19 protein-coding genes are annotated in these 22,722 nt (G+C 62.3%); 15 read left to right on the top strand and 4 right to left on the bottom strand.

Features of this window, described 5'->3' with window-relative positions; translation table 11 throughout:
- Positions 1 to 161: 161 nt before the first annotated feature.
- The 5 genes from AB8B31_RS31645 to AB8B31_RS31625 all read left to right on the top strand — a co-directional run bounded on the left by AB8B31_RS31645 (position 162) and on the right by AB8B31_RS31625 (position 4,706).
- A complete protein-coding gene (locus AB8B31_RS31645) occupies positions 162 to 2,108 on the top strand; it encodes a BTAD domain-containing putative transcriptional regulator (RefSeq protein ID WP_130759804.1) in 1,947 nt (648 codons plus the stop codon).
- Between the two features lie 106 nt (positions 2,109 to 2,214).
- Positions 2,215 to 2,358: a hypothetical protein gene (locus AB8B31_RS31640; RefSeq protein WP_003553391.1), complete on the top strand. Its 144-nt coding sequence runs from the start codon at positions 2,215 to 2,217 to the stop codon at positions 2,356 to 2,358.
- Between the two features lie 13 nt (positions 2,359 to 2,371).
- Positions 2,372 to 3,634, top strand: coding sequence for a YcaO-like family protein (locus tag AB8B31_RS31635; protein ID WP_130759805.1), 1,263 nt, complete (start codon positions 2,372 to 2,374; stop codon positions 3,632 to 3,634).
- Complete coding sequence (locus AB8B31_RS31630) at positions 3,631 to 4,374, top strand: TfuA-like protein (protein ID WP_130759806.1); 744 nt, start codon at positions 3,631 to 3,633, stop codon at positions 4,372 to 4,374. The genes AB8B31_RS31635 and AB8B31_RS31630 overlap by 4 nt, the downstream gene beginning before the upstream one ends.
- A 65-nt stretch (positions 4,375 to 4,439) precedes the next feature.
- A complete protein-coding gene (locus AB8B31_RS31625) occupies positions 4,440 to 4,706 on the top strand; it encodes a hypothetical protein (RefSeq protein ID WP_112908786.1) in 267 nt (88 codons plus the stop codon).
- Between the two features lie 100 nt (positions 4,707 to 4,806).
- Here the strand turns inward: AB8B31_RS31625 and AB8B31_RS31620 are convergent, their stop codons facing one another.
- From AB8B31_RS31620 to AB8B31_RS31610, 3 genes are all read right to left on the bottom strand, one after another.
- A complete protein-coding gene (locus AB8B31_RS31620) occupies positions 4,807 to 5,211 on the bottom strand; it encodes a helix-turn-helix domain-containing protein (RefSeq protein ID WP_018246197.1) in 405 nt (134 codons plus the stop codon).
- A 202-nt stretch (positions 5,212 to 5,413) separates the two neighbouring features.
- A complete protein-coding gene (locus AB8B31_RS31615; protein WP_130759807.1) occupies positions 5,414 to 6,250 on the bottom strand; it encodes an amidohydrolase family protein in 837 nt (278 codons plus the stop codon).
- A 77-nt stretch (positions 6,251 to 6,327) separates the two neighbouring features.
- On the bottom strand, positions 6,328 to 7,113 hold the full coding sequence (locus AB8B31_RS31610) for an IclR family transcriptional regulator (RefSeq protein WP_130653841.1): 786 nt from the start codon (positions 7,111 to 7,113) through the stop codon (positions 6,328 to 6,330).
- A gap of 206 nt (positions 7,114 to 7,319) precedes the next feature.
- Here AB8B31_RS31610 and AB8B31_RS31605 point away from each other — a divergent pair, with 206 nt between their 5' ends.
- The 5 genes from AB8B31_RS31605 (at position 7,320) to AB8B31_RS31585 (ending at position 13,222) form a co-directional block, all read left to right on the top strand.
- A complete protein-coding gene (locus AB8B31_RS31605; protein ID WP_165420887.1) occupies positions 7,320 to 7,553 on the top strand; it encodes a hypothetical protein in 234 nt (77 codons plus the stop codon).
- A gap of 1 nt (position 7,554) precedes the next feature.
- The gene (locus AB8B31_RS31600; protein ID WP_018246192.1) at positions 7,555 to 8,289 is read left to right on the top strand and encodes an SDR family oxidoreductase; all 735 of its coding nucleotides are present in this window, start codon (positions 7,555 to 7,557) and stop codon (positions 8,287 to 8,289) included.
- 96 nt (positions 8,290 to 8,385) lie between these two features.
- Positions 8,386 to 9,663, top strand: a complete 1,278-nt coding sequence (locus AB8B31_RS31595; RefSeq protein ID WP_130759808.1) for an L-fuconate dehydratase — start codon at positions 8,386 to 8,388, stop codon at positions 9,661 to 9,663.
- A 223-nt stretch (positions 9,664 to 9,886) separates the two neighbouring features.
- Positions 9,887 to 12,466 (top strand): caspase family protein, encoded by a 2,580-nt coding sequence (locus AB8B31_RS31590; RefSeq protein WP_130759809.1) that lies wholly within the window; start codon positions 9,887 to 9,889, stop codon positions 12,464 to 12,466.
- Positions 12,467 to 12,490: 24 nt separating this feature from the next.
- A complete protein-coding gene (locus AB8B31_RS31585; protein WP_282681813.1) occupies positions 12,491 to 13,222 on the top strand; it encodes a tail fiber domain-containing protein in 732 nt (243 codons plus the stop codon).
- 261 nt (positions 13,223 to 13,483) lie between these two features.
- Here the strand turns inward: AB8B31_RS31585 and AB8B31_RS31580 are convergent, their stop codons facing one another.
- On the bottom strand, positions 13,484 to 15,094 hold the full coding sequence (locus AB8B31_RS31580; protein ID WP_130759313.1) for a hypothetical protein: 1,611 nt from the start codon (positions 15,092 to 15,094) through the stop codon (positions 13,484 to 13,486).
- A 157-nt stretch (positions 15,095 to 15,251) separates the two neighbouring features.
- Between AB8B31_RS31580 and AB8B31_RS31575 the strand changes: the two genes are divergently transcribed.
- The 5 genes from AB8B31_RS31575 (at position 15,252) to AB8B31_RS31555 (ending at position 22,721) form a co-directional block, all read left to right on the top strand.
- Positions 15,252 to 15,842, top strand: a complete 591-nt coding sequence (locus tag AB8B31_RS31575) for a hypothetical protein (protein WP_097611708.1) — start codon at positions 15,252 to 15,254, stop codon at positions 15,840 to 15,842.
- 170 nt (positions 15,843 to 16,012) lie between these two features.
- Positions 16,013 to 16,390 carry a hypothetical protein gene (locus tag AB8B31_RS31570; RefSeq protein WP_130719214.1) on the top strand — a complete coding sequence of 126 codons (378 nt, stop codon included), beginning with the start codon at positions 16,013 to 16,015 and terminating at the stop codon, positions 16,388 to 16,390.
- Between the two features lie 211 nt (positions 16,391 to 16,601).
- A complete protein-coding gene (locus AB8B31_RS31565; RefSeq protein WP_130759312.1) occupies positions 16,602 to 18,554 on the top strand; it encodes a DUF4384 domain-containing protein in 1,953 nt (650 codons plus the stop codon).
- Positions 18,555 to 18,576: 22 nt separating this feature from the next.
- Positions 18,577 to 20,193: a caspase family protein gene (locus AB8B31_RS31560; protein ID WP_130759311.1), complete on the top strand. Its 1,617-nt coding sequence runs from the start codon at positions 18,577 to 18,579 to the stop codon at positions 20,191 to 20,193.
- Positions 20,190 to 22,721 carry a trypsin-like serine protease gene (locus AB8B31_RS31555; RefSeq protein ID WP_130759310.1) on the top strand — a complete coding sequence of 844 codons (2,532 nt, stop codon included), beginning with the start codon at positions 20,190 to 20,192 and terminating at the stop codon, positions 22,719 to 22,721. Before AB8B31_RS31560 ends, AB8B31_RS31555 begins: the two co-directional genes overlap by 4 nt.
- The last annotated feature ends 1 nt before the right edge of the window (position 22,722 follow it).

The raw sequence follows: 22,722 nt of genomic DNA, 5'->3' as shown, positions 1-22,722 counted from the left end.
GCATTTCCTCCCCGTGTGGCGCGAGAATATGCAAATATTCGCTGAAAATTCTTCTTTTTAAAGCAAAACCGCTATGCGCCGGCCTCTTATGGCTCTAACATGCTTTGGATTGGCCGGTGCGCTTGTGCGCCTTGGCTTTCAGGGGTGAGAACCGAGATGCGATGGACATCCGGCAGATGCTGACGAACAGGCTGTGCCTGCTCGGAAGACCGCGATTGCTGGCGGCGGGGACGGAACTCCCCTTGCCGGAGAAGTCTTATTTTCTCCTCGCCATGCTCGCCGCCGAACCCAATTTCGAACTCGACCGCGAAACCGTCAGGCGACAGCTCTGGCAATCGGAACTACCGGAAAAACGGGCCGGCAGCCTGCGCCAGCTGCTGGCGCGCATCGAGCAGAGCGTTCCCGCCGGCCTTCCACAGCTGCTTGCCGCGACCCGAACCCATATCGGCCTTGCCGATGGCTGGGAGGTCGACGTTCATATCCTGAAACACAAAGGGCCACTCGCACCCGAAGACGGCGGCCTGCTGAACGGCGAATTGCTCGAAGGCGTCAAATCGCCGACGCAGGGCGCCGAGGACTGGCTGACCTTCGAGCGCCAGCGCGTCGACGAACTGCGCTCCGCCCATCTCACCCGGCTGGTCGAGACATCAGAAGACAGATCTGATGAAGAGCAGGTCACGCTTGCCAGGCGCCTGCTGGAACTCGACCCTGCCAGCGAGACGGCCTATCGCGCCTTGATGCGCACCTATGTCAGGATGAACGATCCGGCAGCGGCGCGTCAGGCCTATCTGAAGTGCAAGAGCCAGCTGAAGGACGATTTCGACACCGAGCCGGAAGAAAGCACCACTGCTCTTGCCCGCGAACTCAACCTGGTGCCGGCAGCACAGGCGACGTCGGGACATCCTCAGTCGGCGCTTAACCTTTCCGTCAATACGGTCGGCCAGCCGCGCATCATCATTCTGCCGCCGGAAAGTATCTTCACCGATCCGCTGATGGAGCGCGTCGGCAGGGCGCTTCTCGAAGACGTCACCATCGGCCTCAGCCAGCAGCGCGGCTTCAAGGTGATCGCTGCGCATACGAGCCTGGAGATCCTCAGCCGTTCGATCGATCCGTCGCGTGCCGTGCCCGGTCCGCTCGACCTCAGCTTTGACTATGCGGTCTATGTCACCATCCAGGGCCGCGACGAGGATGTCTTTGCGACCTGCCGGCTGACGCGGACGACGACCTCGGAAGTGATCTGGGCCATCGAACTGCCGCTGGTCATGCAGAAGATAAGCGAATCCTTCGCGCATCTGACGCGGCGGATCGTCTCCTCGCTCGCCGACACGATCGAGCGCCACGAACTGGCGATACCGATCGGCGAGGCGCCGCCGTCCGCCTACCGTCTCTACCTGGAAGGCAAGCGGCTGATCGCCCAGACCGATCTGCAGCATCTGCGCCAGGCGCGCAAATGGTTCAAATCCTCGCTCAATCGTTACGAACATTTCTCTGCCGCCCATGCTGGCATGTCGCGCGCGCTCGGCATGGAATGGCTGATCCGCGGCATGCGGGACAAGGAACTGCTCGACGAGGCGAACGGTGCTGCCCGGCTGGCGCAGCAGTCCGACCCGAACAGCGGCCGGGCCTACCGCGAGCTCGGCTTCGTGGCACTTTATCGCCGCCGCTTTGACGAAAGCCTGGAATATTTCCAGCAGGCCCAGGATCTCAATCCCAACGACGCCGACATCCTCGCCGATTTCGCCGACGCGCTTTCTCATGATGGCGATTTCGATCGAGCGCTGGAGCTCAGCCGCGCGGCCTTCAAACTCAATCCGCTGCCGCCGGACTATTATTACTGGAACCTCGGCGGCATCCACTTCATGCGCGAAGAATATGAAATGGCGATCGAGGCGCTGGAACCGGTGAAGGCGAAGCAGGCGACGGCCCGTCTGCTCGCCGCCTCGCATGCCATGGCAGGTGATACGAGCAAGGCCAGGAACTACGCTAGGGTGGTGTTGGAAAGTTTCCCGGATTTCCGCAGCGAGGACATCCGTCATTTCGTCCCCGATCGCGATCCCGCCTATACGGAACCGTTGATAAAGGGCCTGCATCTTGCCGGTCTTCCCTGATTGCATCGCCTTTTAACGAAGCCTGTAACGCTTAAATGACGCAGGCAATGTTTCCCTCCGATGGCTAACGGCAGCAAGGCGCTGCCCCACCAATCGGAGATGGAACATGAAGACGAATGCTGAAACCACTGCAGCTCAGACACAGTCTCTGCGTTTTTCTGCCGCCGCCAGGGCAGCCCTGAAGCAGGACGAACTCAACGTTTCCGCAAATGCGCTCGAGAGCCTGACGCATGCGCTGAGGTTCCGCTAAGGAACAGATCGGTATGTCCGCTTTCACCGACCTTGAAACGCTAGCCGGTGACCTTAAACGATCATCGGCCGGTGTCAGCGATTATCATGACCGCGCGGTCACGCCGGCTCAGACCCTCGCAGCCATCAGGCCGCATTTGCGCGAATTCGGCATCACGCGCGTCGGTCTCTTGACGGCACTCGATGTCTTGAACATCCCCGTCGCCTTCGCAACAAGGCCGAACAGCCATACGCTTTCGGTCTTTCAGGGCAAGGGTATCGACAATGATGCCGCCATGACCTCGGCGGCGATGGAAGCAGTCGAGACGCGGATCGCCGAAATTGCCCCCGCCGACCTGACGCAGGCGACGGTCGAGAGCATGCGGGCGGAGCGGGCCACGATGATCGATCTCGACAATGTCGCACGCTGCGCGCCCGACGAGATCGCCAGCAAGCCTATTCCCTGGTGCACGGGGCTCGACATCCTTTCCGGCAGCAGCGTCTTCGTGCCCTGGTGGCTCGTCGGTCTCGATCATCGCGGCGAGAGGCCGCCGGGCTTCGAGCAGTCGAGCGACGGGCTTGCCTCCGGCAACACGCCGTCCGAGGCGGTCCTGCATGGGCTTTGCGAGCTAGTGGAGCGCGACGCCTGGGCCTTGACCCAGCTGAAATCGCCGGAGCGCCTGAAGGAGAGCCGCGTCGACCCTGCCTCCTTCGGCGATGCGGTTATCGACGTCATGACCGACCGGATCACACGCGCCGGCATGAAACTGCTGCTGCTCGACATGACGACGGATATCGGCGTTCCCGCTTTTCTGGCAGTCATCATGCCGGGCAATCTTTCCGACCGTGTCGACGCGCGCTGGTCGCATGTCTGCGGTGGCTGCGGATGCCACCCCGATCCCGTGCGCGCCGCGCTGCGCGCCATCACGGAAGCGGCGCAGAGCCGGCTGACCGCGATCGCCGGCAGCCGCGACGATTTCTCGCCGCGCATCTACCAGCGGCTCGACCGGAGCGCGGCGATGCAGCAGGTGGTCGAACTTTGCGAGGGCGACGGTCGGATGCGCGCGTTCCACGACCGCCATCGCCGCCCGGCGACGATCCAGGAAACCACCGCCCATATTGCCGAGCGACTGGCGGCGACCGGCATCGAGCAGATCATCGTCGTGCCCTTTCCGCATCGATCCCTGCCGATCTCGGTCGTCAGAGTGATCGTGCCGGGACTGGAGGTCGATATATCGGGCCAATACATCCAGCTCGGCATGCGCGCGGTCAACACGATAAGAGGAGCCGAATCATGAAGGTGCTGTTTGTCGGCCCGAGCCTTGGCAGTGATCTTGCCGCCGCAAGAGCCGTATCTCCTTGCATCGACTTCCGGCCACCTGCCGCCGCCGGCGATATCTTGAAGGCGGTTCGGGACGGCGCCACTGCGATCGGCCTTGTCGACGGCTATTTCGGCAATCTGCCTTCGGTCTGGCACAAGGAAATACTCTACGCACTCGAACATGATGTCGCCGTTGCCGGCGGCGCCAGCATGGGGGCGTTGCGGGCAGCCGAATGTGCCCCCTTCGGCATGGTTGGGCTCGGCTCGATCTTCGAAGATTACGAGTCCGGACGGCTGCTCGACGATGAGGCCGTCGCGCTGGTGCATGCGCCAACCGAGTTCGGCTGGCTGCCGCTTTCCGTTCCCTGGGTCGATTTCGAGCCGACGATCGACGCGCTTCACGCCAAAGGCGAGATTTCGCCCGGCGAGCGCAAGAAGCTGTTGCTGGCCGGCCGGTTTCTGCATTTCTCCGAGCGCACCTATGCGAAGGTGGCCGACGAGTGCCATTTCCGCAAGCCGCGCCGCGACCATATCCTCGCCGCTATCCGCGGCAGCCGCGTCGAGCGCAAGCGCGACGACGCGCGACTGGTGCTGGAATGGCTTAGCCGGGATAAATTCCTCCCCGTCAATCGTGACTGGCGCTTTGCCGCGACCTCACATTGGGAGCTCTTGCACGCCGAAGTCACGCGCAATGCGGTTCCTGTAACGCTTGAATAACGGTCGCGGCGAGATGATGCAGCACCGATGGAATCGTAGGGTTCCACGACCAAGAGGCGGGAACGATGTTTGATCAATACAAAGAGGGTACCGGCAGCGAATACGCAAGGATCTTCCGGCTGCTGTCGGCAGCCAAGGATGAGGCTGAAAAGCTTCAGCTGCGCAATCTGATGCACCTGACGAACATGGCGCTGCTGCAGGTCGTCATCGATTGGGACGGCATAGATCCCGACAGGGAGCTTGACGTCAATCTCGAGAAGCTGCTCGGCAGCAAAGCCAAGATCGCAATGAAGGATGCCAGCGAGAATCTAATCCTGATCGATCGCCATTGAGCCCGATCGATTGCTACTGATCCCGATCGATCGCCATTGATCCGATCAACCGCTATTAATCCTCATGCGGTCCGTTTGGAGCGCGTGAAGGACAACCGGTCTATTCGGCCGCTTCGGTTTCCAACTGTTCGGTGTTGGCAATCGCCTGGACGAGCTTCAGGATCTTCTTGCGAAGCGCTTCGTTCTTGATCGAAAAGAACGCCGCATTGAGAAGGACGCCTTCGCGCGAAATGACGAATTCCTCGCTCGGAGCGGGGTTGTCGTTGGCCGTATCAGGGGTCGACAGATCGTCAAAAAACGTCCTGACATCGACCTTAAGCGCGCCGGCGATTTCGACCAGCATGCTGGCGGAAACGCGGTTGGAACCCTTTTCGTACTTCTGGATCTGCTGGAACGTTACGCCAACACGATCGCCCAGTTCCGTCTGAGAAACTTTCCTCAACAGACGCTGGATACGGATCGTCTTTCCGACGTGAACATCGACGGAATGCGGTTCTTCTTTCATCTCATTTTCCCTTCTGAAGGCAGCGGACAGGGGTCATTCCCCATATCCGTGTCAACAACTTTTAGCCGAGATAAATAAGGCTAGCAATTGCTTGCATGTAGATAGCGTTAAGCCCGAAAATCGGGCGTTTTTTGTCCCGGAATGGTACAAAAAACATGCCGAAATGGCACGCCCAGGAGACCGGTCGCTTTATTTTGTGACGTCAGAGCGACCAGAGGCGCTGCGCATTGGCGAAAAGCAACTTCGAGCGCTCTGCCTCGCTGCTACCTGAGAGCATCGCATGGGTCGCCGCAACCCAGGTAGAGAGGCCGCCACCGAGCGTGCAGACCGGCCAATCGCTGCCCCAGACGACGCGGTCCCAGCCGAAGCTTGCGATCACATGTTCGAGATAGGGCTGCAGCATTTCTGCCGTCCATGTCTTCGCATCGGCATAGGCGACAACGCCGGAGACCTTGCAGACCACGTTCGGCCGCCGGGCAATCTCTGATATGCCGGCCCTCCATGGCTGGAAGGCGTCCGAGCGGATATCCGGCACGCCGCAATGGTCGAGAACGAACTGCACATCAGGCGCAAGATCGACGAGGGCGGTTACACGGCTCGCCTGATGCGGCAATGTGCAGAGGTCGAAAGTCAGGCCGCTGCCGCTCATGCGCCTGATGTTTTCGCGAAACAGGGCGCCTTCGGAAACATCATCTGGCACCACATGCAGCACGCGGCGGAACCCCTTGACGAAGGGATCGGCCCTTTGCCGCTCGAGATAGGCGGCAAAGCCTTCCTCTTCCGGCCGGCAGGAGACGATGGCGCCGGCAATCAGACTGCCTTCCTTTTTGGCGATGCCGGCGACGTGATCGGTCTCGGCCTGCATCGCGGCGGGATCCACGTCGACCTCCATATGCAGCGCCGCGGTGATGCCGCAGCGCCGCGCTTCAGTCGCATAGGTCTCGTAGAGGAAATCATGATCGAGAGCGGGCGCGCCTGAGAGCCAGGGATAGGGCAGGGCCGATCGGTCGATGATGTGCAGATGGGTGTCGATGAACACGCTCTTCTCCTCCCAGAGTGGTTTGGCGGCAAACCTATTCCTGGTGAATGGATTGTTCAAATAGAAATTCTTAGGCCTCAGGCGGGGTTAACGACATCGGCGCCGGCAAGCAGCGAAAGCTGGGCGGCGGTTTTCTGCACCAGCATGATCGCCTGCGTGATATCGGGAGCGGACGGCGCATTGACGAGCGCGATAAAGGGGCAGGTGAGGGCGGCGATGCAGCGGCGGTCCGGCCCAAGAACCGGAGCGGAGAGATTGTAGACGCCTGATGTCTGGGCGCTCGCCATCATCTCGTAGCCGCGCTCGCGGATCTGGTGGAGGCGATCGTAGAATTCGGGGCCGAGTTCGATGTCCGAGCGGCTGCGCACATGTTCCGAGATCATCATCTCCCGCTCCTCCTCGCTGCGGAAGGCAAGCAGCACATGTCCCGAGCCGGTGTCGAAGAGGCTGATATGGGCGCCGATGCGGATCGAGAATCCCCAATAGTCCGGCGCCTCCTGCTGGGCGATGACAACAGCCGCGCCTCGATCGAAGACGGCAAGATGATTGGCCTGGCGCGTGCGCTGGGCGAGATCGCGCATCAGCGGCGTGGCATAGGAGGCAAGCCGGCGCACCGGCGCGTGCAGTTGCGCAAGACCGAAGAGCTTCAGCGTCAGCGAATAGCGGTCGCCATCCAGCCGGGTGACGTAACCGCGGCGCACCAGCCGGTCGAGCATGCGGTAGAATTCGTTGGGGCTGCGGTCGAGCCGTTTGGCGATTTCGGCCTGAGTGAGGCCACTGTCGACGCCGGCGAGCAATTCCAGGATATCGAGGCCCTTGTCGAGGGCAGGAGCGCGGTAGCGGTCGGACTCGTCGGTCTCCATTCCTTCCCCCTGTGAATATCACTCTGCATATACGCAGAACCGCAGCCGGAAAAGGAAAACTTCGCACTTGACCCTTGGTCAATCGTCTGTTTGTCTATAAACAGACAAATCATCACTGAAAAAGGTCGATCGGAAGCGAACGACTGAGCTACAGAAGGCGCCCGAGCGGCAGGATCATAAGCAAGCCGGGGACAGGGAGGAAGACCGTGCAGCGCATGGGAATGGTCATCGGACCCGCCGCCGGCGGAGATCGCCGAAAAAGCAGCCAATCGACTGAATCCCCCGCCGATCTGCCTGTGCAACAGCGCCAACTCCTCCATTTAACGCAGAGAGCCGCGCATCTCTGGAAGCAGACCGGCGCGCTGCATCACGCCGAGCTTCGCCAAGACATCAACCGCACTCCATCGTCCAGCGTAGACAATTCCAGAAAAGGCCCGTGACATGACAAACAGACTTTCCGGCAAGACCGTTCTCATCACCGCCGCCGGTCAGGGCATCGGCCGGGCGACGGCGGCAGCCTTTGCCGCGATCGGCGCCAGGGTTCACGCGACGGATATCAACACCGAGGCGTTGGCGACGCTTGCCGCCGAAACCGGCGTTTTCACCCATCAGTTGAACGTGCTCGAAGAGGATGCGGTCAAGGCCCTTGTCGCCGAGATCGGGGCTGTTGACGTGCTGTTCAACTGCGCCGGCTTTGTCCATGCCGGCTCGATCCTCGAGATGAAGGATTCCGATCTCGAATTCGCCTTCGACCTCAACGTCAAGGCGATGATCCGCACCATCCGCGCCGTGCTGCCCGGCATGATCGAGCGCAAGGACGGAGCGATCATCAACATGGCCTCCGTCGCCTCCAGCATCAAGGGCGTGCCGAACCGCTTCGCCTACGGCGTCACCAAGGCGGCCGTGATCGGGCTCACCAAAGCCGTTGCCGCCGATTATGTCGGTCAGGGCATCCGCTGCAACGCCATCTGCCCCGGCACGGTGGAAAGCCCGTCGCTGCAGGACCGCATGCGCGCGCAGGGCGATTACGACGCCGCGCGCGCCGCTTTCATCGCCCGCCAGCCGATGGGCCGGCTCGGCTCGCCGGAAGAGATCGCCGATCTCGCCGTCTATCTCGCCGGCGCGACCTACACGTCGGGCCAGGCGATCGCCATCGACGGCGGCTGGACGATCTGATTTCAGCTGATGCGGCCGGCCCGGCAGTCTTGCCGGCCGGCCCGGCCACTGCAATCGGCTCTATATAATCGGCGCATATAAACGGGAGGAACAACCATGACCCGCATCACCGACCTTCGTGTCTTCGATCTCCGCTTCCCCACGTCGCAAAGCCTTGATGGATCCGATGCGATGAATCCCGATCCGGATTATTCGGCGGCCTACGTCATTCTCGATACGGATGCGCCTGATCTTGCCGGCCACGGCCTGACCTTCACCATCGGCCGCGGTAACGACATTTGCTGCATGGCGATCGAAGCGATGCGCCACCTCGTCGTCGGCGCCGACCTCACCGAGGTTCTCGCCCATCCCGGCACCTTCTGGCGGCACCTGACCAGCGACAGCCAGTTGCGCTGGATCGGCCCGGAAAAGGGCGCCATTCATCTGGCGACCGGTGCGGTCGTCAATGCCGTCTGGGATCTGCTGGCCAAACAGGCCGGCAAGCCTGTCTGGCGGCTCGTCGCCGAGATGTCGGCGGAGGAGATCGCCGATATCGTCGATTACCGCTACCTCACCGATGTGCTGACGCGTGCCGAGGCGGTCGAGATCCTGAAGCGCGCCGAGGCGGGCAAGGCGGAACGCATCGCCATCCTCGAAAAGGAGGGCTACGCCTGCTACACAACCTCGGCCGGCTGGCTCGGCTACGGCGACGAAAAGCTGCGCCGCCTCTGCCAGGAGGCGATCGATGAAGGCTTCAACCATATCAAGATGAAGGTCGGCCGCGACCTGGAAGACGATATCCGCCGCCTTAGGATTGCCCGCGAGGTGATCGGACCCGATCGTTACCTGATGATCGACGCCAACCAGGTGTGGGATGTCGGTCAGGCGATCGACTGGGTCAAGGCGCTCTCCTTCGCCAAGCCCTTCTTCATCGAAGAACCGACAAGCCCCGATGATGTCGCCGGCCACCGCAAGATCCGCCAGGCGATCGCTCCGGTGAAGGTTGCGACTGGCGAGATGTGCCAGAACCGCATCATGTTCAAGCAGTTCATCGCCGAGGGCGCGATCGACATCGTGCAGATCGATTCCTGCCGCATGGGTGGGCTGAACGAGGTGCTGGCCGTACTGCTGATCGCCGCCAAGTTCGACCTGCCGGTCTGGCCGCATGCCGGCGGCGTCGGCCTGTGCGAATATGTGCAGCATCTGTCGATGATCGATTATGTCGCGGTGTCGGGCACCAAGAAAGGCCGCGTCATCGAATATGTCGATCATCTGCACGAACACTTCCTCGACCCCTGCCGGATTGAGAACGCCGCCTACATGCCGCCCACCCTGCCGGGTTTCTCGATCGAGATGAAATCGGCCTCGATCAGCAACTATACGTTTCGAGGCTAAGGAAACTTCGCCGGCCGCATGTTGAATTCTTGATTTCGACAGTCTTTCTTGTCGACGATGGGCTTCCAATCTGACGGGACTGCTCCAATTGACTTGGAGGCGGCGAAGCTTGCTTTTTAAAGCGCCGAGGAATATTTTCGTAGTGTGAATGCGGAGGGGGCCCAGCACCAGCAGGCCAGCAAATTTTATTGAACTTAAACAATAGAATGTTTGCGATCGAGCCATGCCCAAGTTTCACTACGTCAAGAGACTGTGCGCTTACCTGCTGATCGTCGCGGCAATGCTGCTGTCGGTCGGCACCGCATCTGCCGCCATCACAGAAGAGAGTGGGCGCCGCGTCGCTCTCGTCATCGGCAATTCGGTCTACAAGACGCTGCCCTCGCTTCCGAATCCCGCCAATGATGTCGAAGAGGTCGCCAGCACGTTGCGGGCGGCCGGTTTCGATGTGACGATCGGCGTCAATGTCGACCGCATCGGGCTCGAAGATACGGTGCGCCGTTTCCTGCGTTCGACCAGCAATGCCGAGGCCGGCCTCATCTATTATTCGGGCCACGGCATCCAGGTGGGCGGCCAGAACTTCATCGTGCCGGTCGATGCGACACTGGAGACGCCCTATGACGTCGAGACGCAGACCATGCCGCTCGACCTCATCCTCAACCATCTCAAGCAGAATTCGCGGGTGCAGCTGATCTTCCTCGACGCTTGCCGCAACAATCCCTTCAATGCCCAGAAATTCTGGATGGCGGAAAAACTGGAGCCGGTCGGCGCCACACGCGGACTGGCGCGCATCGACAGCGATCTCGGCAGCCTGATCGCCTTTTCCACAGAACCGGGCCAGGTGGCGCTCGATGGCACCGGGGCGCTCAGCCCCTATTCCGAATCCTTCATCAAACGCGCAAGCGAACCCAACAAGGAAATCCGCCAGGTCCTGACCGACGTGCGCCGCGATGTGATCGCCATGACTGGCGGCAAGCAGGTCCCCTGGGAAAACTCCTCGCTGACCGACAGCTTCTATTTCATCCCGGCGCCGCCGCCGCCGAGCGTCGAGCCGATGCAGCAGGTGAGCGTGCCAGAGGGGGCGGCCGCGACTAAATTGCCGATCGCCCCGCCGCATGACGAGACCGGCTCGGCGCTGCTCGTCACCCTCAACCAGCTTCCGAAGACCGGCAAGCTCAGCTTCGACGGCAAGCCGATCGACCAGGGCGCGAAGATGCCCGCCGCCGCCCTGACGGCGCTGACCTATGATTCATCAGGTGTTGCCGCCGGAACCGTCGGCCTGATCGGCTATACCGTCAGCGACCCCTATGGCCAGGCGACGCAGGGCGTGGTGGCGATCACCGTCTCGGCGGATGCCGGCGCCAAGCTCGCCCAGCTCGAACAGGACAAGAAGATACGGCTTGCCGATGCCGATGCCTATCTGAAGACGCTGCCGCGCGATGTGGACACGACAATCGGCGTCGGCCCCGTCGAGGCCGGCCTGCCTGAAGTACCGGCATCGGCCACGGAGATGACCTTCAAGGTCGCGACCCTGCCCGACAAGGGCACGCTGCGCGCCGGAGACCGGGTGATCGGGCTCGGTCACGTGCTGGAGTCCGCGGATATTCCATTGCTCACTTACGAGCCGCAGATCGGCACCGAAAACCAGCCTTTCGCCCTGACGCTGCAGGCCGCCAACGACGATCTGCCGCCCGCCACCGTCACCTTCAAGCCGGCGCTCGACGCCTGCGACACATCAGCCGCCGCCCCCCTTGACCTGCAGGGCGTGACATCGGGCAAACTGCCGAACGAGATCGATCCCGCTGATGCATTGCCGGCCTGTACGGAGGCGGTGAAGGCCTATCCCAAGGTGGCGCGCTTCGTCTATCAGCTCGGCCGCGCCCAGCTTGCCAACCGCGACACCAAGACGGCCTTTGCGACGATCACAAAGGCGATGGATGCCGGGCACCTAAGGGCGATTTCCGAACTCTCTGCGCTCTATCTTGTCGGAGCTTCCGTACCGGCGAACCTCGACAAATCTAGCGAGATCGCCGCTATGGGCGCAAAGAAGGGGGACCCTTATGCGCTCTATGCCTACGGGAAAAGCCTCTACTATGGCCGGGGCGCGAAAGCCGATGCACAAGTAGGCCTTAGGCTTATGCTTCAAGCAGCCGATTTGGGCCACACTTATGCAATGAACGAACTTGGCTACATCTTCGTAAACGGCGTCAACGTTCCACCTGACACGGAACGTGGCATTCGCTTTTACGAGTCAGGTCTCAAGCGAGACGACATATATTCGATGAATAGCCTCGGGATGATTTATCGCGCCGGCAAAAACGTGCCGCAGGACCTTGAGAAGGCCCTTGAGCTTTTTAAAAGGGCAGCAGAGGGCGGCCAGCCTTATGCGCCCCGAAATATCGGCCTTATGTACCGAGACGGCCTGGGAGTGCCTAAAGACGAAGCCGCAGCCATCACATGGCTGGAGATGGGCGCCGAGCGTGGTGATTATTGGAGCGCGTTCGAGCGAGCCAAAATGGCTAAGGGCGACGGTTCAAACACACAAAGCCTAGTTGTCGCAGCTCACTATTTCGCTTTTGCAAGCGCACTCAACAGGCCGGGTAGCGGCGACCCTAAGAAGCAATCGGACAAAGAACTCGCAGCCCTGCCGGACTCGGCAAAGAAAAAGGCAGAAGCAGCTTTCTCCGGCGAAATGACTGCACAAGAGCGCAAGGCTCTTCCGAAGACCAAATCGCTCAACGAGAGGCTGGTGCTGCTCGCAAAAACCACTTGGGTAAAACGGAATCCTAGATATGACCTTTTCTAAACCGCGATCCGGGGGGCGATCATCATGCAGAGAACTAGTAAGCTTTTAATCCGCATTTTGTTGTGCTCGACCTTCATGGCCGGCTCGGCGGCGTTGTTGCAAGGCTGTGTTTTCACACCGGAAGGTAAGCAGCTATTTTCCCCCAGACCGGCGGTCGCTGCGAACCAATCGATCCCGAGAAAACGGCCTCAGACAACGAACGTGGCAGCAGCAAACGGGGGAACTTTCGGGCGGGCGGGCAACGATTCTAGTGGCGGCTATTCTGGTGGCAGCTCTTCTAGCTCTTCGTCCAGTAGCAGTTCCTCTTCCAGCAGTTCCTCTTCCAGCGACAGCTCGGGCGGCAGTGATCCCGGTGGTAGTGATCCCGGTGGTAGCGATCCCGGTGGTAGCGATCCCGGCGGTTGGAATTCGGATCGCCGCCTAAAGACCGATATTCGCCGCCTCGGCATCTCACCCGCCGGAATTCCGGTGTACGCATTTCGCTACGTATGGGGTGGGCCACTCTTTATCGGCACGATGGCTCAAGACCTCCTGCTGATTAGACCTGAGGCCGCGATCGAAACTGCGTCCGGATACTACATGGTGAACTACGAGAAGCTCGATATCGATATGATATATGTCGCAGAAGGAATCTCGCTCGCTACTGCAGGAGCAGGCGCCACGGCTGTGGCACTTTCTGTTGACGCAGCAAGCAAACGCCAGCGGAAACCACCCGCCGTTTTTTCTTCGCAACGCGCCGTGCAACCGGCAATCTGATCAAAGAAATCGGCTAAGCGTGCCATCCGTAGACGGAATTTCATCAACCTGAAGCCCACTGGTTATTCGGGTTGCGCCCTCATAGCCGTCCAGCACCCTATCGCCTCGCTACCTCCTCTATCGGGACTATGCCGAAAGCGTCTCCGCGCATGGGCTTTTAGCAATAGCTAAGCGGCGGCTGATGCCTACAGCGCCGCGCGTCTGAAAAGACGCGCAAAGGACGCTGTAACACTTTGAATTGCGGCATGAGACCCCGTCCGTTCAGCCATCCAGCCCCTTAAAACGCACCGGCTGGTAGCCGCGCATCAACAGGCTGCCGAGCGAATAGGTGTTGCGGCAGACGCGGCCCTTGCAGGCATTTGGCGAGGCTTCCATCACTTCCACTTTGCGGTCGTCGGTGAAGCGCATGAACAACAGCACATGCGAGCCCGGCTTGTTCAGCGCGTCGCCCGGCCGCATCGACCAGGGGTCAGACAGGCGCTTGGTGATCCCGGGGATGGCGCGCGTCGAGACATGCATCTTCAGACCCCAGGCGTCGCTGACGAAGCCGGAGCAGTCGACGCCAAGGATATTGGATTGCGGCGCGCTCTTGGTGCAGACATTGCCGGCAGTCTGGCCCTTTTCGACGCCGCCGACGAAATTCTCGAGCGGCGTCTTGCAGCCCCAGCAGTAGGGAACACCCTTGACCGTCTGGCCGCGCTTGCCGATCAGGTAGATCGGGCGGCGCAGCCGGTTCATGTTAATGCAGCCTGGGCCTGGATCCTTGCCATAGGCGGTTGATGTCACTAGCCAGTTCAGCGTCTCGAAGCCGATTGCCCGCTCGATGACGTCGTTGCGCGATTTCGGCACGATCGCCACCTTCGGCGTCTTTCCGGGCTTGCCGGTATTCAACTGCTTCGCGGGCAGGGCGACGGCAAGCTTGCGGCCAGGCTCCCGGCCGTCGAGCCGCAGGACCTGCGCCCGGCCTTCCCCAGAGCGGAGATACAGCACGTCGCCGCGCGGACCGATCGCCACGAAACGCCTGGAGAATACCGTGCCGGGATCGATCGGCAGGTCGTAGACCCGGTCCATCGCGCCGTTCGGCGTGAAGCGCACCACCAGCATGCCGGTGCGCTCGGGCCGGTCGGCCGGCACCAGCTCGACCAGCGCATAGGGCCTGCCTGTGGTGTCGATGTCGAGAAGCTCCACCGTGCCGATCCGCCCTTCCGAAGTCAGCTGCAGCGAGAGGAAATTCTCCTCGGAGCTGCTGCGCCGTAGCAGGATTTCCGCCTTGTCGTTTGCGGCAGCCGAGACCTCGGCGACGATATCGCCGAGCCCGCGGCTCGGCACGTACTGAATGACCGGCGGGCGGGCCTCGGGCCGGCTGGTGCTGCGGCCGATCTCGTCGATGATGCTGTTGAGCGGACCCGGCGATACCGAGCCCATCGAGGCGAAGACCGAGCGGGTGTAGTCGTCGGCATCGCCACCGCCGTCGACGGCGCGCAGCGTCTGCGACCGGCCGTCGGCATCTGTGGAGCGCTCGAGCGGCACGACACCATCCGACCAGAGGTAGAGTTCGTTGTGGACGACGGCGAGATCCTCCGGCGCGGCATTATCAGGCAGCGGCAGGATTTCGGGATCGGCCTGCGAGCGTTCGGCGTCGATGGCGAGCACGCGGCCGTTATTCTGGTCGAGGATGTAGATGGTGCCGTCGTCGCCGACGGTGATCGCCGCCGGACCGGATGCCTCCACTTCCTCGTTGGACGAGATGATACCGACCGAACGCGCGCCGTCGCCGCCGCGAAGCTCGATCATCACAGTGTCTTTGGCAAAAACCGGCGAGGCGACCGCAAGTACCGCGGCAAACAAAAAATGCGACCCTGAACTACGCATTGCCTCGACCCCCGGCATCATGCTCTGTGACCAAGTCTTTAAAATGGTAGGCTAGATATGCCCCCTCAGCAAGCCGTTGCTTTCCAAACGATTTGGAGATCTGCGCCTGGAATAGTACAAGATCATCGTCTCGAAGATTTGCTGGCAGGAAATGCTTATGCTGGAATGGAACGGTGACGAACTGGCGCTCGATATAAGCCTGCTGGAGCAGGTTCGCGCCGCGCGCATAGGCTTCTCCGATCGCGTCTGCGCGGCGTCTGCCAGCAAGGATGACAAGCATCTGGCGCAGCTGCGTTCCGAGCCGACCTATCTGATGGCCGAGTTCCTCTATTCGATGAAGGTCTTCGGCATCAGCACCGCCGAGGATATCGAACGCTTCGCCGATCTGCACAACGACTACGTGGTTTCGCTCACCCGCGATCCGGCCAAGCTGCAGCGCCTGGGACTGTCGCAGGATCGGGCGCTCGCCTCGATGTTCACCGCCGACACCAAGCCGCGGCTGATCCAGAACTGGGCAGAAAAATCAGGCGCAATCGACCAGTCCAATCTCGCCCGTTTCCTCGTCGCGGTGATGTCGAGCGAGACCTGCCGCAAGACATTGATCGATTTCGAGACGGCGGGCTTCATGCAGCGCAAGCGCTCGCCTTACGGCACCATGGTCGTCTGGTCGACCGGAATGATCGAGGAGATCTTCGGCGAGATGCTGCGCGACCTGCGCCTTAACCTGCAGCAATTGAAGATCCTCTGACCACAGCGCCGCGCGACCCGATTTTCTGGGCGATGCGTTCGTGGCCAGTCGATTTCAACCCTCCCAATCGATTGGCGCGGAGCACCGTTGCCTTCCTTCCGGCCTCTCCCTATTGTCGTGCTGCTTGCCCTCTTGCGGCGCGCATCAGGTTGATAACGGATTTGACGACGATGACGAAATCCTGGCTCATACCCTTGTCGATCGGCCTTCTGCTGGCGCTGCAGACACCTCGGCTTGCCTATTCCGGCCCGGCTGAGGACGCACTAGCGGCGCGAAACCCCTCGCTGGCGGCGTTGCGCCACCATGACGAAAAGGCCTTTGCTGCGGCGACTGCGATCATCGCCGAACATGAGCGCGCCAAGGGGCTTGCACCCGGCGAAGACAAGCTGCCCGACGCGACCTCGCCCGGCCGCGACATGGGCTCGGGTCCCGGCAAGGAATTCACCGTCGACAATCCCGATATTCTCTGGCTCTACAATTCCTCGCCCGAGGGAATGAGCGACCTGATCTCGATTTTGAAATCAGCCGGGCAGAAACCGAAGAACTAACCGCCTGTCTGCAGTCGAACGGGACTATAAAAGGCGCCGGTTATTGCCGGGCGTGAGTCTTGCTCACGTCTTTGCCTCGCAAAATCTTCCAGGCTCCAAATAATTTGTAACCCTCCCTCAAGCAAGACAGGCGAAGCCATCCCAATTTCGCCGGTCAGTGCTATTCTCATCTTCAACACAGTGTGAGATTGTTCGAAGAGGAGGTTTTCCAATGCCGAACCGCAAAGCCATCCTAGCAGCAGCCACCTTTCTTTCGCTTTTTTCGATGGTTCCCGCCGTCGAGGCGCAGAACGAACGCACACTGACCGAGGCGCCCGCGCAGACCGGGCCTGTCAGCATCACCTTCGATCGCGCCGAGGCCAAATACGCCATTGGCGAAGTTGTCGGCCTCTTCATCCAATCGACCGAAAACAGCTATGTCACGGTGCTAAACGTTTCGCCGAACGGCGCGGTCGTGAAGCTTTTCCCGAACAAGTACCAGACCGATGCCCTTGTCGGCGCCGGCAAGCGCGTGCAGGTGCCGGATCCGGCAAGCGGCGCCCGGCTGCAGGTTTCAGGCCCGGTCGGCCAGGAGCAGATCAAGGTCTTCTATTCCTCCAAGCCGCTCACCATCTTCGCCGATCTCGGCAGCAGCGGCGGTGGCATGTTCCGCTCGATCGACGGCGGCATGGAGGCCGTTTCCCGCAGTCTCGAAGAAGCCCGCAGCCTCGGCACCAAGATCAGCAGCAAGACGCTGATGCTGACGACCGTCGACAGTCCGGCGGCCCTGCCGCCCTCTGTCGCTCCGCCCGTCGCAGCCGCCCCTGCAGCAAAACCCGCACCGGTCGAACAGGCTGCCAAGCCGCCCGTTGCGCCGAAGCCGAAGCCGGTGACGAAACAGGAAGTCGCCAAGAAGCCGGAAACGGTGGTGGAAAAACCGAAGCCCGTTACCCCGAAAAAGGTGACGCCGAAACCCGTCGAGCAGGCCACGACACAGCCGCCGAAGAAATACAAGATCGTCACCAATCTGGCGCCCGGCCAGGAGCTTGCCGCCGATGAACTGGAGCTGATCGGCCCGGCCGACACCACCTCATCCACCCGGCCGACCCAATATAAGCAGCCGACGCAGTACAAGCAGCCGGCCCAGACTTCCCAAACGAAGATGCCCAAACTGCCGATGCCGCAGATCAAGATGCCGCAATTCAAGCTTCCCGGCGGCTTTAGCATCAAGATGCCGCAGCTAAATCTCGGCCGCTCGGCCGAACCTGGCCAAGCCGGCGAGGAGATCGAGGTGGCAAATGCCGATACGCCTGTTTGCACCGCCCTTCTCGACAAGCTGAACACGGCCGTTGCCGCCAAGGATATCACAGCTGCCGCCGCTGAAGCCGATACGATCGCCGTCAGCGCCGATTGCGGCCAGTTCCAGGTGAATGCCCAGCGCCGCGTCGCAGCCCTCAGGCTCTCCGCTGCTCAGGAGATGATGGCCGCCAACCAGCCGGTCGCCGATTACGAGCCGCTGCTGATCGCCGCCGACAGTCCGCAGGTGCTCTGGCAGGCCTCCGCCACGCTCGGCGAGATCTATTTCTCCGCTCGCCGTTTCGCCGATGCCGCCGCCGATTACCAGCAGGCGATCGAGATCATCAAGAACGAGACCCGCACGCCGAAGGCGCCGCCGGCCGAGACGATCTCCGATCTCATCCAGCGCGCCGCCCAGGCCCGCATCCTTGCCGCCAACCCGACAAGCGACAATCCCGAAGGTAGCTTCGTGCCGGCCGAAAAGGATCACCGCAGCGGCGTGCTCGGCGGCATCTATTCCGAGAATGTGCGCGGCATCGTGCCGGTCTCCATTCCGGTTCCGATCACCTTCGATTTCGACAAGTCGAGCTTCACCTCGATCGGCACCGAAGCTGCTGAGGAATTGCTGGAAGCGCTGAAGGAGCAGAAGCCCGGCCGCGTCATCCTCATCGGCCATACCGATCGGCGCGGCGGTGACGACTATAATCAGAAGCTGTCCGAACGCCGGGCCCAGGCCGTTGCCGATTTCCTGAAGAGCCACGGCATCGATGCGACGATCGACGCCGAAGGCCGCGGCGCATCCGAGCCGGTCGACGTGACCGCAACCGCAAACCTCACCGAAGACGATGTCGATGCGCTGAACCGGCGCGTCGAATGGCGCCGCGAATAGCCAGGGCGAGGGGAGTTTGGCCATGTCTGCATCCGTTTCCATGGCCGCCGCATTTGCCCTCCTCACCTTGGCGGCCACCGACAGCCTGGCAAGGGTGATCGAGGCGCCGGAGCGCGGCGCGGTCAGGGCGGTGCTGATCGGCATCGACCTCTACCGCAACGTCCCGCCGCTGCATGGCGCCGTCGCCGATGCCGAGGATCTCTCGCTTTCGCTGCGCTCGGTCGGCGTCGAGGACATGACGCTCTTGAAGAATGGTGCTGCCGACCGCGAGGGCATCTTCCATGCGATCGAGGCCGTCACGGAACGGGCAGGGCCTGGCGACCTCGTCGTGCTCGGCATTGCCGGTCACGGGTCGAGCGAGCCGGAACGCGTCAAGGGCTCGAAACCGAGCGGCCGCGACGAGGTTTATGTGCTCGCCGGCTTCGACACCCGGCTTCCCGGATCACGCGAGCGCATCTTCGGCGACGAGTTCAAGGCGCTGATCCGCAATCTTGAGACCAAGGGCGCCGATGTCGTCTTCATCGCCGATACCTGCCATGCCGGCGGCATGACCCGCGACGTCGATCCGCGCGGCGCCAAAATCACCTGGCGTCAGGCGCCTTCCTATACGATCGAGGAGGACGACCTCGCGCCGATCTCGACCACGGCGGATGCACTGTCCACCGGCTTCGATTTCAAGCGGCTGACCTTCCTCGCCGCCGTCGACGAGAACACCAAATCGCCCGAGATATCAATTCCCGGCATCCCGCAGAAACGCGGCGCGCTGAGCTATGCCACCGCCCGCGCTTTCGAGGGGGCGGCCGACCGCAACGGCGACGGCGCCGTCAGCCGCCGCGAACTGTTCGAATATGTGCGCCAGGCGGTCTACCAGTTCACCGACCAACGGCAGAACATCTTTACCGAAAGCCCGCCCGGAACCGATCTCGATCGCGCGGTCGTCTATAATTACGAAGGGGCGGGGGCGCAGGCGGCGGCGGAGAAATCAAACGCTCCGCTGCCCGCCGGGCCCGCGCCGATCAGCGTTGCCGCCCTCGGCTCGGAGCCGGTGCTGCAGGGGATCGACCCTGCCGTCACCCCGTTCAAGCTGACGGAAGGTGCCGATGCCGAACTCGTCTTCGATCCTGAAAAACGCGAGGCGATTGCCGGCGGCGATGTCGTCGCCTCCGCCGTCGGCGCCGGCGACATGCCTTTCGTCGTCGACCGGATGGCCGCGCTCGACACCCTGAAGCGACTGTCCGAGACAAACCCGCAAACCACGCGCGTGACGCCTTCAGACACTGTCCATCGCGAAGGTGAGCGCGTCGGCGTCACTGTTTCGGATCTATCAGGCCGCAAGCTCGTGCTCTTCGACGTCACCGGCGATGGAACCGTGCAGTTCCTCTATCCCAACGAGAAGGAGGTCGATGCCGAGATGTCTCAGACCTTCGATCTCGATCTTTCCGTCGTCGCCCCGTTCGGGACCGACCTGCTCGTCGCCGTCACCTCTGAAAGCCCGATGCCCGAACTTGTGAAGTTCCTGAAGCAGAACGACAGGCGCCGCACCGCCGGCAATATCGCCAAGCGCCTCGGCGAATTCCTGCCCGAAGGCGCACGCGTCGGATTTACGGTCCTCTATACCTCCGCCGGAGCCAAGCTATGAGCACGTCGATCAGCCGGGTCCTCAATATTGCGACCGTCATGCTGCTTCTGGCCCCGCCTGCGCTGGCGCAGCAGGATACCGATTTTGCCGGCGAGGATGGCGGGCGGGTCATCGGCGGCGAGACGGCGAAGAAGGGCGAATGGCCCTGGCAGGTGAAGATCCTGGCGCCCGACCCCGAACAGCGCGGCCGCTTCGGCGGCCATTGCGGCGGCTCGCTGATCGCGCCCCGCTGGATCCTGACGGCCGCCCATTGCGTCACCAGCGGCCGCTCCGGCAAGCAGGATCTCTTTGCCCGCGACCTGCTGATCGTCGAGGGCAAGTCGAAGATCGACAAGGTGATCGCGGTCGACGGGCCGGACAAGCCCGGCCTTGCCGTCGAAGACGTGATCATTCACGAGGATTTCGACCGCAAGGTCTTTGCCAACGACATCGCCCTCATCAAGTTGGGCGAGCCCGCCAAATCGAAGCCGGCGATCCTCGCCTCGGCCTCCGACGACGAGGTGGAGGCCGCCGGCCACCCGGCCGTCGTCACCGGCTGGGGCTATACCAAGGCCGATCACGGCTGGGACGACAAGTACCTGCCGACCGAGCTGCAGGAAGTCGAACTGCCGATCGTCCCGCGCGAGGACTGCCGCGCCGCCTATCGCGACAGCTCGATGCGCATGAACCCGATCGACGAGCGCAATGTCTGCGCCGGCTATGCCGAAGGCGGCAAGGATGCCTGCCAGGGCGACAGCGGCGGACCGCTCGTCGCCCAGCGCCCCGACAAGCGCTGGATCCAGCTCGGCATCGTCAGCTGGGGCGCCGGCTGCGCCGAGGCCGAGCACTACGGCGTCTATACCCGGGTTGCCGCCTTCCGTGACTGGATCGCCGCAAAGACCGACGGCGACGTGCCAAATGTTGAAGGGCCCGCTGCCGGCGATCAGGTCGCGTCCACCACGACCGGTGGCGGGACGAAGCAGAGGAAGTCCGGACAGGAAGAGGCCAATCTCGCCATCACCACCCCGCCCGCCGGCGATACGGCGCCGGCCGGCACGACCGAAACACCTGCTGCCGACACGCCCGCCGGCGATACTCCGCCGGCGGACAAGCCTGCCACCGACGAACCCGCCGTGCAGCCGCCAGTCGTCCAGACGCCGGTGATCGAAAGCTCGCCCGGCGACCGCGCGCTGTTGATCGGCATCGACGATTACGAGATGCGCGAGGCGAAACTGACCGGCTCCGCCACCGATGTGAAGGCGATGCAGGTCTTCCTCGCCAAGACGCTCGCCTACCGCCCGGAACAGATCCACACGCTGACCAACCGCAAGGCGACCCGCGAGGCGATCCTTGCCGAGATCGACGACTGGCTGGTGCGCCAATCGACGCCGGGGAGCCGCGTCTTCCTCTATTTCAGCGGCCAGGGCTCGGAGGAAATGGGCGCCGAGGAAACGACGAGCCCGACGCTGGTTGCAGTCGACGCCAAGCTGGTGCGCGAGGGCGGCAAGGTGATGGTCACCAACCAGATCCGCGAAACCGAGATTGCCGCACGGCTGAACAGCCTCAAGGACCGCCGCGTGACGCTGCTGATCGACGCCTGCCATGTCGGGCCTGGCAGCCGCAGCGCGGTGGCAGCGCCCTCCGGCACCGTGCGATGCCTCGGCCCGGCGCTGGCAGCGCTCGAACCACCGAACAAGTCAGGCAAGGAAGCGAAATTCTCCTTCGGCGGCGAAAACGCGATGGTCTGGTCGGCCGTCAACGCAGGGCAGTGGGCGCTCGTCGACCGCGAGGCCAAACCGGCGCTCGGGGTCTTCACCCGCCACTTCATCGAAGGCGTGCAGGACGGCGTGGCGCGCGCGGCCGACAAGCCGAATGTCAGCAATGCCGCTTTGCTCGATTATGTCCGGCGCAAATCCGACGAATATTGCCGGACGCATGCCGAGGATTGCCGCTTCACCCCGGTGCCGCAATTTTATGGCCAGCCGGATGCGCTCGGCCGGGATGTGATCACCGGCGAGGAGGCGAAGACGGCGGTCGCCGCCGTCGAGAACACGCTGAAGAGCGACAATGAGGCGGGCGTTGCCGTCGACGTGCTGCCCGGCACCGCTGTCAGCGTCGGCGACAAGGTGGCGATGCGTGTCTCCACCAAAAAGTCCGGTTACCTGATCCTGGTCGATATCGACGCCTCCGGCAAGCTGACGCAGCTTTACCCGAACAAGCGCTCGATGGGCCTGAAGCCAACGGCCAAAAGCGGCGACAACCGGCTCGATCCGGCCCGGCCGGTCGTCGTGCCCGATGCCCGCAATCCCTATACCGGCTTCGAATATGTGGTGGAGGGACCGGCCGGCGTCGGCATGGTCGTCGCCATCCTCAGCGACAAGCCGATCGAAGTGCTCGACCTGCCGGATGTGCCGACACCGCTCGTCGGCCAGCGCGCCGCCTTCAACTATGTCTACGATCTCGCCCGAAGCCTCAGGATCGTCGGCGACGACGAGAACGGCGCCCAAGGCAAATGGTCGTTCGATTCCAAATTCTATCGCATCCGCTGAA

Source organism: Rhizobium sp. 62_C5_N11_2 (assembly GCF_051811185.1).
Taxonomy (GTDB): domain Bacteria; phylum Pseudomonadota; class Alphaproteobacteria; order Rhizobiales; family Rhizobiaceae; genus Rhizobium; species Rhizobium leguminosarum.
This window is presented reverse-complemented; position numbering and strand designations above follow the sequence as displayed.

Bases quoted from the DNA above. Each gene is read 5' to 3' on its own strand.
- AB8B31_RS31620 (WP_018246197.1), bottom strand. From the start codon at position 5,211: ATGAAAGAAGAACCGCATTCCGTCGATGTTCACGTCGGAAAGACGATC.
- AB8B31_RS31600 (WP_018246192.1), top strand. From the start codon at position 7,555: ATGACAAACAGACTTTCCGGCAAGACCGTTCTCATCACCGCCGCCGGT.
- AB8B31_RS31565 (WP_130759312.1), top strand. From the start codon at position 16,602: ATGCCGAACCGCAAAGCCATCCTAGCAGCAGCCACCTTTCTTTCGCTT.
- AB8B31_RS31580 (WP_130759313.1), bottom strand. From the start codon at position 15,094: ATGCGTAGTTCAGGGTCGCATTTTTTGTTTGCCGCGGTACTTGCGGTC.
- AB8B31_RS31630 (WP_130759806.1), top strand. From the start codon at position 3,631: ATGAAGGTGCTGTTTGTCGGCCCGAGCCTTGGCAGTGATCTTGCCGCC.
- AB8B31_RS31595 (WP_130759808.1), top strand. From the start codon at position 8,386: ATGACCCGCATCACCGACCTTCGTGTCTTCGATCTCCGCTTCCCCACG.
- AB8B31_RS31590 (WP_130759809.1), top strand. From the start codon at position 9,887: ATGCCCAAGTTTCACTACGTCAAGAGACTGTGCGCTTACCTGCTGATC.
- AB8B31_RS31560 (WP_130759311.1), top strand. From the start codon at position 18,577: ATGTCTGCATCCGTTTCCATGGCCGCCGCATTTGCCCTCCTCACCTTG.
- AB8B31_RS31555 (WP_130759310.1), top strand. From the start codon at position 20,190: ATGAGCACGTCGATCAGCCGGGTCCTCAATATTGCGACCGTCATGCTG.
- AB8B31_RS31585 (WP_282681813.1), top strand. From the start codon at position 12,491: ATGCAGAGAACTAGTAAGCTTTTAATCCGCATTTTGTTGTGCTCGACC.
- AB8B31_RS31640 (WP_003553391.1), top strand. From the start codon at position 2,215: ATGAAGACGAATGCTGAAACCACTGCAGCTCAGACACAGTCTCTGCGT.
- AB8B31_RS31610 (WP_130653841.1), bottom strand. From the start codon at position 7,113: ATGGAGACCGACGAGTCCGACCGCTACCGCGCTCCTGCCCTCGACAAG.
- AB8B31_RS31645 (WP_130759804.1), top strand. From the start codon at position 162: ATGGACATCCGGCAGATGCTGACGAACAGGCTGTGCCTGCTCGGAAGA.
- AB8B31_RS31635 (WP_130759805.1), top strand. From the start codon at position 2,372: ATGTCCGCTTTCACCGACCTTGAAACGCTAGCCGGTGACCTTAAACGA.
- AB8B31_RS31570 (WP_130719214.1), top strand. From the start codon at position 16,013: ATGACGAAATCCTGGCTCATACCCTTGTCGATCGGCCTTCTGCTGGCG.
- AB8B31_RS31575 (WP_097611708.1), top strand. From the start codon at position 15,252: ATGCTGGAATGGAACGGTGACGAACTGGCGCTCGATATAAGCCTGCTG.
- AB8B31_RS31625 (WP_112908786.1), top strand. From the start codon at position 4,440: ATGTTTGATCAATACAAAGAGGGTACCGGCAGCGAATACGCAAGGATC.